11 protein-coding genes are annotated in these 13,290 nt (G+C 34.2%); 4 read left to right on the top strand and 7 right to left on the bottom strand.

Annotation, left to right across the window (positions count from 1 at the left end):
* The first annotated feature begins 460 nt into the window (after positions 1–460).
* From D0T53_RS00350 to D0T53_RS00365, 4 genes are read left to right on the top strand one after another with little or no spacing between them, the layout of a single operon-like run.
* Complete coding sequence (locus tag D0T53_RS00350; RefSeq protein WP_221411475.1) at positions 461–1,138, top strand: DUF5715 family protein; 678 nt, start codon at positions 461–463, stop codon at positions 1,136–1,138.
* Positions 1,139–1,147: 9 nt separating this feature from the next.
* Complete coding sequence (gene truA / locus D0T53_RS00355; RefSeq protein WP_163263928.1) at positions 1,148–1,906, top strand: tRNA pseudouridine(38-40) synthase TruA; 759 nt, start codon at positions 1,148–1,150, stop codon at positions 1,904–1,906.
* Between the two features lie 9 nt (positions 1,907–1,915).
* Complete coding sequence (locus D0T53_RS00360; RefSeq protein WP_163263929.1) at positions 1,916–2,815, top strand: DMT family transporter; 900 nt, start codon at positions 1,916–1,918, stop codon at positions 2,813–2,815.
* A gap of 38 nt (positions 2,816–2,853) precedes the next feature.
* Positions 2,854–3,495 (top strand): DUF3256 family protein, encoded by a 642-nt coding sequence (locus tag D0T53_RS00365; protein WP_163263931.1) that lies wholly within the window; start codon positions 2,854–2,856, stop codon positions 3,493–3,495.
* A gap of 14 nt (positions 3,496–3,509) precedes the next feature.
* Here D0T53_RS00365 and D0T53_RS00370 read toward each other — a convergent pair whose 3' ends face one another.
* The 7 genes from D0T53_RS00370 to D0T53_RS00400 all read right to left on the bottom strand — a co-directional run bounded on the left by D0T53_RS00370 (position 3,510) and on the right by D0T53_RS00400 (position 13,282).
* Entirely contained in the window at positions 3,510–4,619 is a 1,110-nt protein-coding gene (locus tag D0T53_RS00370) for a glycosyltransferase family 4 protein (RefSeq protein ID WP_163263933.1), read from the bottom strand.
* Between the two features lie 277 nt (positions 4,620–4,896).
* Positions 4,897–6,126 (bottom strand): glycosyltransferase family 4 protein, encoded by a 1,230-nt coding sequence (locus D0T53_RS00375; protein ID WP_163263935.1) that lies wholly within the window; start codon positions 6,124–6,126, stop codon positions 4,897–4,899.
* A gap of 47 nt (positions 6,127–6,173) precedes the next feature.
* Positions 6,174–7,214: a glycosyltransferase family 4 protein gene (locus tag D0T53_RS00380; RefSeq protein ID WP_163263937.1), complete on the bottom strand. Its 1,041-nt coding sequence runs from the start codon at positions 7,212–7,214 to the stop codon at positions 6,174–6,176.
* Positions 7,215–7,276: 62 nt separating this feature from the next.
* The gene (locus tag D0T53_RS00385; protein ID WP_163263939.1) at positions 7,277–8,176 is read right to left on the bottom strand and encodes a glycosyltransferase; all 900 of its coding nucleotides are present in this window, start codon (positions 8,174–8,176) and stop codon (positions 7,277–7,279) included.
* Complete coding sequence (locus D0T53_RS00390) at positions 8,169–9,101, bottom strand: hypothetical protein (RefSeq protein ID WP_221411476.1); 933 nt, start codon at positions 9,099–9,101, stop codon at positions 8,169–8,171. Before D0T53_RS00390 ends, D0T53_RS00385 begins: the two co-directional genes overlap by 8 nt.
* A gap of 400 nt (positions 9,102–9,501) precedes the next feature.
* Complete coding sequence (locus D0T53_RS00395) at positions 9,502–11,025, bottom strand: oligosaccharide flippase family protein (protein ID WP_163263943.1); 1,524 nt, start codon at positions 11,023–11,025, stop codon at positions 9,502–9,504.
* On the bottom strand, positions 10,973–13,282 hold the full coding sequence (locus D0T53_RS00400) for a tyrosine-protein kinase family protein (RefSeq protein ID WP_163263945.1): 2,310 nt from the start codon (positions 13,280–13,282) through the stop codon (positions 10,973–10,975). Before D0T53_RS00400 ends, D0T53_RS00395 begins: the two co-directional genes overlap by 53 nt.
* Between the last annotated feature and the right edge of the window lie 8 nt (positions 13,283–13,290).

Genomic DNA, 13,290 nt, shown 5'->3' on the forward strand with positions numbered 1-13,290 from the left:
CATAGTTATTTACCAAAACAGCTAGTTATTTTCAAAAATGCAAAATTCAGTCCAAATCTGTCAGGTTTTATCAGTTTTCTGTTATTTATCAGAGGTAAACAAAACAGTAAATACTGTAAGGTATGTCAGGTTTTTGAAATAACAGGTTTTATAGTGGGGTTTACGCCATGCATAATTCTATATTGACAGAATAAGTGTTCTTTTAAATTATTCAGTTGTTTACTGCCGCGCATCTTATTGATGCTTGCCTTCGTTCATTTTGCGGCATGAGGCAAAAGAAATGCAAGGAATCTGTGATTCCGCACAGTTGCAACATAATTAAAGAACAAAAGTCTCCCCAATGGGGAGATACAGAGGGGCTAAACCTGTCAGAACTGTCAGGTTTTGAAATTAAAGGCCTTTGAGAACACTTTAAACGAGGAGTAATTCTATACAAATAGAATAAATATTAATAAGCTTAATGATAAAAAAACAAATTATATATATAACCACATTTGTACTATTTGTACAAATAGCATTTTGTGCATGTACAAAGCATGAAGAAAAGCCCTCAACTGCTTCTCAAAAAGAGAATGTAAAAACAACCCGTTTTTCGGGAAATTACAATAAAACATTTAACGATTTACACGATTTACATACCGATGCTGCAAAGAAAAACGGGATTATCCCAATGGCATTAAGAAGCGACACAATAAAGAGAGGAGAAAAACTAGTCAGAATACCAAGTGAGCTCCCTTTATATAAAACAGATAACCTGACACATTCGGTACCCTACCTTGTACCCAAAGCCGCCGACCTGTTTATTGAAATATGCTCCGATTTTAGAGATTCTCTTATCAGCAAAAACATTCCACTTCATAAGCTGATTTTAACGAGTGTAACACGCACCGACGAAGACATAAAAAAACTGACAAAGCGAAATTACAACGCCAGTGATAATTCGGCACATTGCTATGGAACAACATTTGATATATCGTGGAAACGATTCGAAAAAATAAATCCTTACAACGAGAGCCGGATAAGCAACGAACAACTAAAACTTGTACTCGGACAAGTTCTGCATAACCTGCGCGAGCGCAACAAGTGTTATATAAAACATGAAAAGAAGCAGGCCTGTTTCCATATTACAGTCAGATAAAATCGTCGTATGAAAAGATATTTCATGTATTTGTCGTATAACGGCACTAATTATAATGGCTGGCAAACACAGCCTAACGGGACAACAATTCAACAAACAATAGAAGATGCCCTTTCTGTTATTTTGAGAGTTTCCACACCCATTGTGGGAGCAGGGCGTACCGATGCAAAAGTACATGCACGAACGATGGTTGCCCACTTCGACTCTGAAATAAAGGAACTCGATGTTCATAATTTAACCGACAGGCTGAACGGTTACCTACCGAACGATATTGCCATTAAAAAAATAGAACAGGTAAAAAACGATGCTCATGCCCGTTTCGATGCAACTTATCGGCTTTACCGATATTATGTTGTTACTGAAAAAGACCCGTTCAGACAAGACTCCCATTTCAGGATGAGAGGAGAGCTCGATCTGGAAGCAATGAATAAATGTGCAAACGCATTATTCGATTACACCGACTTCACAAGTTTCAGCAAATTGCACACCGATGTAAAAACCAATAATTGCAAGATAATGCAAGCCTCTTGGTTAAAAAACGGAAGCGAATATATTTTCACAATAAAAGCCGACCGATTTTTACGAAACATGGTCAGAGCCATTGTCGGAACACTTATCGACGTTGGTAAAGGCAAATTAAACGAAACCGATTTCAGGCAAATAATTGAAGAACAGAACAGATGCTCGGCAGGAATATCTGTTCCCGGTCACGCATTATACCTCGAAGAAGTTGGTTATAATGCAGATATAAAAGATATTCAAAAATAAAATTACAACATGTGGTTATTACTCGCCTTTATTTCGGCTTTTTTTCTTGGGTGTTACGATATTAATAAAAAATTATCGGTTAATAACAATGCCGTTATACCTGTATTATTTTTCAACACGCTTTTTTGTACACTTTTCTTTCTGCCATTATTCTTAATATCCCGCTTTGGAGGTTTTTCGGCAGACAGTTCCGTTTTTTATGTTCCCGTTATCGAAATAGAACAGCATTTATATATTATCGTAAAATCGGCGCTGGTTTTATCGTCTTGGATATTCGGGTATTTTGCCACCAAGCACTTGCCCTTAACTATTACCGGACCAATTAACGCAACCCGCCCCGTAATGGTTTTGGTAGGTGCATTACTCATATTTGGCGAACGATTGAATTTGTACCAATGGATAGGTGTTCTGCTCACAATAGTTTCGGTATTCCTCTTATCGGCCACAGGCAAAAAGGAAGGAATAAATTTTCGCCGCGATAAATGGATACTTTTCATATTCCTAGCCTCGGTGCTAGGTGCAGCCAGTGGCTTGTACGACAAATACCTGATGCAACGAATAAGTTCGACCGCCGTACAGTTTTGGTACAATTCGTATCAATGCCTCATGATGCTGGTTGTATTAATTGTTTTGTGGTATCCTAAACGAAAAAACAACACTCCATTTACATGGCGTTGGAATATCATTTTAGTCTCGTTATTCCTTACCATAGCCGACTTTGTTTACTTCTACGCTTTAACCGACCCCGATGCCATGATCTCGGTTATTTCGATGATACGCCGGGGCTCGGTAGTTGTGTCCTTTGCCGGAGGGGTTATGTTCTTCCATGAAAAAAACTTAAAAGGGAAAGTCCTCGATCTGATGCTCATTATAATAGGAATGTTTTTCCTATATTTGGGTTCAAAATAAAGCTATTAGTAAATATATTTTCCGAAATTATCTATAAGATGAAAAGATTGTTATTCGCCATATTTTTCCTTTGTGTTTTTTCTATTACAAAAGCTCAAGACATTACATCGGTTTTCTTATCTGCTCCCAAAAATATATTATATGGAATAGATGCCGAAAGAAAAGATAAGCTGATTGCCAGCCCAACCGACACCACAAATGTTGAAGTATTAAGCGATTTGGAAGGAACTATGAAAAGACTAGCTATTTCGGACGACTACATTTCGCTGCAAACATCTAAAAAAGGATCAATACAAATCAAACTATTATCTTTAGTAAACGACTCTAAAATTATATGTGTAATAAACACTGTGTGCGGAAAAGTATGCGACAGTTACATCAGGTTTTACACTACACAATGGCAACTGCTCCCTGATAATGGCATGTTATTTCCGAAACTGGCAAAAGACTGGATTATAAAGAGCGATGCCGACCGCTTGTCGGACAACTTCAAAAATGCAATATCTGCATTAGATATGCTACCTGTAAAAATGGAGTTGAACGGAGAGAATGCCAATCTTAAACTGACAGCCGATATAAAGGGCTATTTATCGGAAGATGATTACAAAAACTTAGAACCATTTTTAATTGAATCAGAAAAGACTCTTAATTGGAATAAAATAGCTTTTAGCGAAAAATAAGCAATTATATTTTTCTAGATTTTATCTTTCTTTTTAAAATTATCGTATACGGCTCTTGTTTGTTCGGCAATATGATCCCAATTATAAGGAGATAAATCGTAAGTGATTCTCATAATAGGCTGTTCGAGCTTTTGTTCTATTTTAGATCTTAATTGTTCGACATTTCCGGGCTCGAAAAACAGATTATCATCGTTTAGTATTCCCCTGTTTGCTAAAATATCGCTCAACACCACATCAAGATTATAGCTCATAGCCTCTAACAATGAAATAGGCAATCCCTCATGAAACGAAGGCAATACAAAAAAAGCCGCGTTCGAAAACAACTCGTTCAAATACTCACCTTTAATAAATCCGGTGAGAATAACTCCTTGTTCTTTGGCATATTTCTTTAACGATAATGAATATTCCGTTTCATGGTCTGCATCTCCGGCAATAACTAGTTTTATACCTTTTTTATCTGCAATTCCGGCATACGCCTCTACCAAGTTATCAAAGCCTTTTTCCTTAACAAAACGTCCAAGTGCGAAAATATATTTATGCTTTTCAACGCCTAATGATTCAATATAATCTGTAGACTGGGCTATATCCGGAATATTTACCCCATTGGGTATCAACGAAACATTTTTAGTTCGTTTATATTTCTCGGTCAGGTCTTTCTTTATAACATTCGATATAGCAATTATGTGGTTAGAATATCGGGCTGCATTTTTTTCCCCTATTCTCAACATTAGCTTGGCAAACATGCCCCATTTATCCCTGTTATAATCCGGACCATGATGTGTTACAATCACTTTCATCCCCAAAAGTCTGGCAAGGGGAGCTAAAATAGATGGCCCGATAGCATGAATGTGTAATATATCCGGCTTTTGAGTTTTTGCATAAAAAACGGCAAAAAAGGTATGTATTATCGCCTCTATATTCTTTCGTCGAGGAGCCCATATATCTTTAATTTTCACCCCCTTAAACAAGGATATTCTTTTTTCTTTTTCAAGATAGTTTGGTCTTCTTACAACTGTAACATCATAACCTAACGATACAAGTATAGGGTATAATTTCTCACAATGGGTTTCAATTCCCCCTTGTATATCAGGAATGCCTCGTGTACCTATTACAATAATTTTCATGACACTTTTATTCTTTGTTGTAAGAGGCATTCAAGTATATAATGCTATATATATAGTAAATGGTTGGTTGCATATTTTCACAAAACAAATATTTTCACAATAGGTATTAGAGATGATTTGTAAATATAATATTTAGTAAGATATCACGCTTCCTCTTAACTTTTCTATTTTCTAAACTCTACAAAACACCCTCTGATAGCAATTAATCGGAGAGTGCTTTAGCATTATCAAATATAATAAATGTTTATTGATATTTTTGCCTGTTTTTAGAAGAAATTTAATATTTATAATTTTCAATCGTTTCTTTATAAATATTCATCAAATCCCTAAAGTGTGCTTTTGCGGAAAATTGATTCACGGCAAACTCCTTTGCCGAAGCTGATAATCTTTCATATTCTTCTTGTGTTTTGCTCATAGCCCTTTCAATAACAGCACTTAAATCATCTGCCGATTTAGGTTGAAACAAGAATCCGGTTTCCGAATCTGTTATAAGTTCAGGTATTCCTCCCAAATTACTACCTATAACCGGAGTTCCTAATGTCATTGCTTCGATAATAGTCATAGGATTATTTTCATAGCATTCTGAGGGTAAAACAACATATTTTGCTTTCTGAACATAGTCTCGGAGTTCATTTCCTGTTTTAAACCCAAGGAATTCTATATTTGAAGGTAACTCTTGTTGTTTAAAAGAATTCAGCAACGGACCTTCGCCCAGCACTTTCAGGTTAACAATGGGCAGATTCTTCATTGCCTTTATTAAAGTAGCAATACCTTTCTCTTCCGAAATTCTTCCAAAATACAGTATATAGTCCTCTTTTTCTATATTTTTATCCTCTTCTATCAGAGTAAAGTTGTATAACTTAGTACTTCGATCCTTAAACAATGGTTCGCCCTGAATGTGTTTATTCCTCGAAAAGTGACTAACAAAAATAAAACGGTCTATATAATCTATCGGGCGATAACAGTATTTTCGAAAATAGCTATCTAAAGTTAGAAACAGGCTGTTGACAAAGCTATTATTCGAACACTTTTTTATCACACAATGGTAATAACTCTTTGTTTCGAGGCATCTTTCGCAAATATCTCCTTTACCATTGGTTATCGTATAAGAGGGACACACCAGTCTATAATCGTGCGCAGTCATAATTACCGGAATTCTATGCTTTCTTAAAACCGGCAATATAGACACCGAAAAGCTATTAAACATCAAATGAATATGGGCTATATCCGGTTTTTCGACCGATAACAACCGATCTAATTGTGTAGCTGCATTTTTATTATATAAGAATTTAGCTCCCTCTGTGATTTTAGTTAAAAGCCCTGATTCCGATAGTTCCGAAAAGTTCACAAAATAAGACTCATATTCTGATTTTCTATTCTTTTCGCTCTTCACTGAAAACGGTATAACCGTATGCCCATTATCTTTTAATAAATCAATTGTATTAAAAAATACTGTTTCGGCACCTCCTTTAGGGTAAAAATATTTATTTATTTGTAATATCTTCATTATAAAACACGATATAGATTCTAGGCTTTCAATCTCTTTTGAAAAACTCAATCTTTATACAAATTCAAGTAATTTTGAGCTGTATTTTCGATATTAAACATTTTTTCAGCATACAAAAATGCATCCTGAGTTAACATTCTTATCTTATCGTCCGACATCATTGCTATCTGAATAATTTTCTCTGCACAGTCTATAGAATCTCCATTTTTAAAAACAAAGCCATATTTTCCTTCTGCAATTACTTCCATCGGTCCTTTATTATCTGAAATAAGAACTGGTATTTTAGCGGCAATGCCTTCTGCAATAGCCAATCCAAACCCCTCATAAACCGAAGGTTGAACCAGCAAATCATATTCATTCAAATGTTCATAAATATAGTCTCTACTTTTTAACCCAAGGAAACGAATCGAATCACTTAGTCCACTCTCTAGCACTTTTGCCTCCAGATAAGAACGGGAATCTCCCTCTCCTATGAAATCAACGGATATTTTGCCAAAATATTTTCCTGCAACCAATTTTATTGCGTCAATAAGTATATCTTGCCCCTTAGTCTGATGATCGAGCCTACTTATTTGTAACAGTCTAAGCTCTGCCTTATTCTTCGATGAAATTTGTTTTTGTTTTATTGTTTTAAAAGAAATACCATTATAGACTAAAGACGAATCAATTCCTATTCTATTTTTTAAATCTTCCTTCACTGCATTAGATATTGAACAGATGGCATCATATCTCCTCCAATATTTTGAATTAAAACCAATAGCATGAACAGTCAAAACCTTCTTAAACGATTGGTAAAAAAACATTCCAATACCTGTATGATCATGAAAATGCACAACATCTGGGCGATAAAGTACAGCATACATATTTAGCTTCAATGCTACAAATATCGTATTACGCCCTCTAACGCGCCTCATATACGATATTTTAACCCTCTTGTCTATTTTATCAACAAGTGCATTTTCATATTCATCATTTATAATTATCAACTCAAGATCATTATCTGAATTAACCTGCTCATTAATTATATCAACAAGCATTGTTTCACTTCCTCCTGTCTTCAAGGAAAATATTACATGTACTATTTTCATGATATTCGACTCAGATTCTTATTAAGCGACACCTCTTTCCTCTAATCATATAAATTTACTTATTATCTTTTAACAATGCGACGCTTCATATATTGAGCCGAATAATACGGTAAATGTAAGAAGGCAAAAAACAATAACGGAAGTTTTTTTAATTTATAAGACAATGGGATTTTTATTGTGTGATAAATACCTTTATGTTTATAGCCTTTTGTATTATAACGCATACATGCACTTAGTAAATATGCAAGATTCAGATATCTAAAAACACCAAACCTCAAATACACTGCAGTACGTTCCCTGTCTTGCAAATCGTAATTCATACTCAACTTTCTTGGGTCTCCTTCCAAATAATACCCCAGAATCCCTGAAGCCTTTACTAATTTTCCAGAATAAGCAATTCTCATTTGAAAATCAAGATCTGCAACCAGTTTAAACTGTTCATCAAAATACCCAAATTCTTTAATTACAGACTTTCTCCACATAGGAAAACAACCTATATAATGTTTCTCCAGAAAATCTCCTTTATGAGTATTGAAATCAGGTTCTACTTTAAGCTCATCCGTAAACATCCCATACTCAAACATATATAAAAAATCACCATATGCCAACATTGCATCCTGATTATCGTCTAACGCCCTTTTTTGATTTGAAATTGAATCTGGCAATCGTATATCATCAACATTCCAAACACATATATAATCGCCTTTAGCTAAATCACAACCTCTGTTCCATGTTTCATACAGTCCCTCTCTATCTTTTATCACAATATGCCTTACAAAGGGAAAATCGGGTAACCTCCTATCAATAACCGCTAATTCTTCTGCAGTAGGCGAATTATGCAACAATAAAACTTCAACTTCATTTTTATTATCTATTTCATCAAGATAACTAAAATAGCTATCAAGAAAGGAAATACAGTTATATAAAGATGTTAGTACGGTTACTTTTATATTTTTATTCATTATACAATTCGCCTTTTTCATTCTTCTTTTGAAGAATAATATAACATAAAATTGCCGGAATTATAGTCTGTGATTCATATAGCATACTCGAAGCTATAGAAGTTGTTACAATATATAAAATATATAACAAGGCTACAAGCATATATATATCTTCTTTCTTTCGAAAGAACGCCAATGTCATTACTAAATAAATAGATAGATAGATAACAGTACCAGCTATACCTAATCTGAGTAAAAAAGGCACCCATGAAATATCAGAGCTATCGAGCTGAATTACTTTATAATTATTTCTATCATATACTCCAATCACAAAGTCAAATTTCTGTTCTGAAAGGGCAGAATCCTCATGCATAAACCCAACTCCCCAAAACAAATTCATTGGGTCTTTAGCCATATATTCAACCCGTTCATACAGAAGAGCGATCCGAAATAAAAATGTACTTTTTTGATCTGCATCTTCCGACATATAGTCTAAGAAAGCTCCTTCTATAACACTATTAATATCATTCGAAAAATCATCTCCTTCGAATCGAGACATAACTACATCCGACAACGGGATTAAAGCCATTACTCCTATAAATAAATATTTAACCACACCTCTGGCTCCTCCTTGCACATAGTATAAACCAACAAAAGACAGAAGTATTAATGTTAATATTAAATTTCGGTGCATAGAAATTATCGGGACAAAAGCATAAACACCAATAGAAATATAACGCAAGCTTCTTTTAAAAGGATTTGCAAACAGAGCATAAAAAACAAAGAAAAAATGCAATCGAGGAATATTATACCCTCTAATTTTAAGCGGACCAGAATGCAGTTTCTGAACTAATCCCGACAAAGTTTTAACCCCAGTAATTCCTTGAACAATATATAATACTGAACCAAATAATGTTATATAGAATAAAATTTCCAACAATCTCATCAATTCATCTTTTGTAAACCTACAAAAAACAAAGTAACTTAAAACAAGAAGATAATATCGGGATGTTTTTACGATATCGATAAACTCTACTTCGTAGCAATAATAACTTACCAAGCAACTACAAAAAACATATAAAAGGAAAATCCATATTACTATTGCCAGTTTATCCTTCCGTAAAAAACCGTTATATCTTAAACAACCCAATATAAATGTTGCAACAATATATAAAACGCCAAAATCAAGAGGTTTATCTATAAAACCTAAATCAAAAAAACGTAATGGAATTACTTGAAAGCCGTCCGCCAGAAAGAAAAAGAATATCAATCCTGACAGAACGCGCTTTTCTGCCAGATATAAATATATTCCAAATAACAATAAAGGGATAAACAACATATGCGAACTATTTTAGGCTTAAATCTTTTTTATCGAACACTTTAAATAGATAAAAAGCAAGAAGCGAAACTCCTCCCACCAAAATCATCTGCAAAATAATATATTGTAAACTAATACTGTAACCATAATATGAATATAGAGCCGCGGCTCCGAATACAACACAAAAACATAAAATATATTTTAGCTTAACCTTAAATGTATCAAGAGGTAACACACCCAAATATTTATATTGAAAATACATACACATTATTCCTGAACATACAATAGACAATCCATTACCTAATAGCACAGAATAATATCCTAATACTGTGTAAAAGATTAATAATACTGAAGCATTTACTATTGAATTTACAGACTGAATATATACTTCTTTTTCGGGATGATTCTTTGCCCGAAGAAAACAATAGACAGGAGTAAAAGGAATACTGAATAGTAAATTCACAACAATTAGAATAATTGTTGTTTGTGATATTAATGAGATATTACCTTCCTTCAGCCACAAAGTTATTATAGGCTCAGTACAAAAAATCAAGAGAACAACAACAGGTATAACTACAAATAAAAGCCCATTAGTTAGTTTTTCAGCTAAGGTTCTTATTTTTGCTATATCCTTCATTATAGCAATTGTAGGATATAAAGGTTGCAATAAACGGTAAAATAAGGTTAGAACCTGACTCTTTATTCTCAAAGCTATATCATAAAAACCAACATCTGCAATACCTATAAAGTTAGATATTAAAATACGGGTTAAGGGTTCATATAAAAAGCTCAATAAGCTTCCAGTATATATTTTTGTACTATATTTTAATTGCTTTTTAGCCGATGCTTTAAATTGAAACCTCAAACCTCCCAGATCTAAACGCCCCCAGTTTTTGCAAGCTGCAAACATCACCAAAAAAAACCAAATAACAGCTGCGACAAAAATTGTCACGCCAACCCCTTTCAAACCTTTTCCGGCTAACAAAACAAATGCAGACCCACCCCAATATATTAAGCTATAAATAAATGATGCAAAATTGGTAAGATAAATTTTTTGCTTTGCCTCCACTATGGATGTAAATACTTTTCCTAATAACAATAATAGATTAGCCAATATAAGCCAAAACAATAAAGCTTTCCCTTCCGATAGATATTCAGTAGGAACACTTAATATTGATAAAAGAATAAAATCATTGAATAGAAAAATAAGAACTGACAATGGAAGTAAAAAAGAAAGCATTAGCAAAAACATGACAACAATATCGTTGTCCGACTCTTTACATTTTCCTTGTTCCGATATAAACTTAATCAGTGCGGCGTCCAACGACAGGTTAGCATAAATAGCCAAATTACCTATCACCGAAACTATACTAAAAACGCCATACAAATCTTTTCCTAATATTTTTAAAAATACAGGGAGACAAACAATGATTAGTACAGCCGAAATAATCAACTGTACTAATCCTGTAAAAGAGTTAAAAACAAAAAGTTTCTTCCCTTTATTTTTTTTCTCCATATCCATACCCATACCCAGTCTTTGTTCTTGTTCCATTCATGACTAGATACAACTTCTTCAGCTTATCTTCTTCGACAATAGATTCAGCTAATTTCAAGTAAGATTTATTAGTATAATCTGCTCTAAACAAATACAATGTCGCATCAGAAACTCTTGCTAAAGAGAATGTATCGGACACCATTCCAACAGGAGCAGTATCAACAACTACATAGTCATAATTAGCTCTTAAATAGTCAAAAAACAAGTCTAAACGCTCACTTAAAAGCAATTCGGATGGATTCGGAGGTACTGGTCCTGCCGGAACTATAGCTAAATTAGGATGCATATGAGATAAACTTACAATAACATCCTCCGGTTTATACTCCTCTGAAGACAAATATGTTGTAATTCCCGATTGAGACTTCAATGATAAATATTCCGCCAACTTCGGATTCCGAATATCAAGACCCACTATTACTACTTTTTTATCTTTTATAAGAGATAAAGAAAGAGCAAAATTAATAACAAAGAAAGATTTACCCTCACCACTCACGCTAGATGTTACCAATATAACTTTCTCCTCTTTTTTAGGTAACAGAAACTGAATATTTGTTCTTAACAATCGGAACAACTCGGAAATAGCCGTTGTTGTTGTTGCCGAAACAACGATTGATTCGGCCGATTTTTCTTCACAAATCTCACCTAACACAGGTATATCTGTAACCCTTTTCAGCGATCGGACATCAGACAATTTGGGCCTTAATGATGTTTTATAATACACGATACAGAAAGGGATAAGGAATCCGAGAACAAAACCAAGCCCAAGTAATTGCATTTTTTTCGGAGAAACCGGCAACGCTTGAGTGTATGCAGCATCCACTATCTTAGCTTTAGAAGTAGCCGATGCCAGCGTTAATTCAGCTTCCTGCAATTTTTGTAAAAGTAACATATACAAAGCCGATTGTAACTCCTGCTGCCTGCGTCTTTCAATATACTCCCGTTCCTGCTTCGGCATACGATTTATCCTATTCCTCAGTTCTTGTTCCTGCGAGTCCCAGTCTTTCAATGATACCGCTAATTCTTTCTTTACATTAGAAATACTCGTCACAACAGCAGCTCGCAGTATATCTATATGCTCATTCATAGACAATATAATGGGATTGTTCTCGCTCGAACTCTGTAGCATACGGGTACGCTCCATCATTGTGTTATTATACTCTTTAACTGATAAAGCTAAACTTTCCGACATGACACCACTCATCGGAATGAGAGAATATTTATTTTTCGAATCTTTCAAATAATCTTCAATCATCTCAGCAAGACTTAGCTGAATTCTGTATTCCAATGCTTTCCCTTGACTTTCCCCTACATTTTTCAAAAAGTACTCAGCTTCAGTGCGTAAGTCATATACATTATTCTGAGTTTTATAATCTTCAATATCATATTCGATATCCTTCAATACTGCTGATATCGTATCAATACGCTCCTGAATAAATTGGATGGAAAACCTCGCAGCTTGATTTTTATCCTCTAAAGCATCATCATTATATAATCGGACTAGCGTATTTAAAATATCACGTCCTTTTTGAGGGCTTTTGTCTAATATAGACATATTGATTATATTGGAACGCCGTGTCGGAGGAGCAATCTTTATTATTTTTTTATAAGACTCTGCCAATCCGTTTAACGAAGAAAATCCAACTTTAAAACGATAGCTTTTATCCGCTTTCAATGCGCCATTAGTTTTAAAAGTTAAATCTCCGGCTATAGTCTTAACTGTTTCTGGAAATTTATCGATCGTGAAATTTTGTTCAAGCTTATCACTTCCATAAACCATCTCCACTTCTGCCTTGTTGTTCTTAATCTTTATATCCAATTTAAAACTCTGAGACAGAGTATCTATTGTCTTCAATGGAATATCAACTGTGATAGGAGAGTTTTTATAATATGTTTTATTTAGAGGGAACTTTACTTCGGTATAAGTTTTATATATTCCCAGTTCCACAATCATCTTCCTTATCGATGAATAAGAAGAAATTACATACACCTCATCTTCAGCCTTTTCCGAACCAGCTAATCCTCCAACGCCAAGGCTTTGCAATGCCATAGCTCCCATTGTATTTTTCGAGTCATCTGGTTTAACTAAAATATTAGCATTAGTTTTAAATACGGGAGACTGTACTTTATATAAGACAAATGCTAACCCTGTACATAAGATAATAGAAACAGCAAACCACTTCCAATAAGCTATATACCTGGAAAATATTTCTGATAAATCATTATAATCATTCGATGCTTTCTTATTCTGCCCCATTTCTTCTA

Origin of the sequence: Dysgonomonas sp. 216, from assembly GCF_010501065.1 — a bacterium.
Classification (GTDB): Bacteria; Bacteroidota; Bacteroidia; order Bacteroidales; family Dysgonomonadaceae; genus QVMM01.

Coding starts and splice junctions, on each gene's coding strand:
- D0T53_RS00365 (WP_163263931.1), top strand. CDS start 2,854: ATGAAAAGATTGTTATTCGCCATATTTTTCCTTTGTGTTTTTTCTATT.
- D0T53_RS00380 (WP_163263937.1), bottom strand. CDS start 7,214: ATGAAAATAGTACATGTAATATTTTCCTTGAAGACAGGAGGAAGTGAA.
- D0T53_RS00360 (WP_163263929.1), top strand. CDS start 1,916: ATGTGGTTATTACTCGCCTTTATTTCGGCTTTTTTTCTTGGGTGTTAC.
- truA (WP_163263928.1), top strand. CDS start 1,148: ATGAAAAGATATTTCATGTATTTGTCGTATAACGGCACTAATTATAAT.
- D0T53_RS00350 (WP_221411475.1), top strand. CDS start 461: ATGATAAAAAAACAAATTATATATATAACCACATTTGTACTATTTGTA.
- D0T53_RS00370 (WP_163263933.1), bottom strand. CDS start 4,619: ATGAAAATTATTGTAATAGGTACACGAGGCATTCCTGATATACAAGGG.
- D0T53_RS00390 (WP_221411476.1), bottom strand. CDS start 9,101: ATGAGATTGTTGGAAATTTTATTCTATATAACATTATTTGGTTCAGTA.
- D0T53_RS00385 (WP_163263939.1), bottom strand. CDS start 8,176: ATGAATAAAAATATAAAAGTAACCGTACTAACATCTTTATATAACTGT.
- D0T53_RS00400 (WP_163263945.1), bottom strand. CDS start 13,282: ATGGGGCAGAATAAGAAAGCATCGAATGATTATAATGATTTATCAGAA.
- D0T53_RS00395 (WP_163263943.1), bottom strand. CDS start 11,025: ATGGAACAAGAACAAAGACTGGGTATGGGTATGGATATGGAGAAAAAA.
- D0T53_RS00375 (WP_163263935.1), bottom strand. CDS start 6,126: ATGAAGATATTACAAATAAATAAATATTTTTACCCTAAAGGAGGTGCC.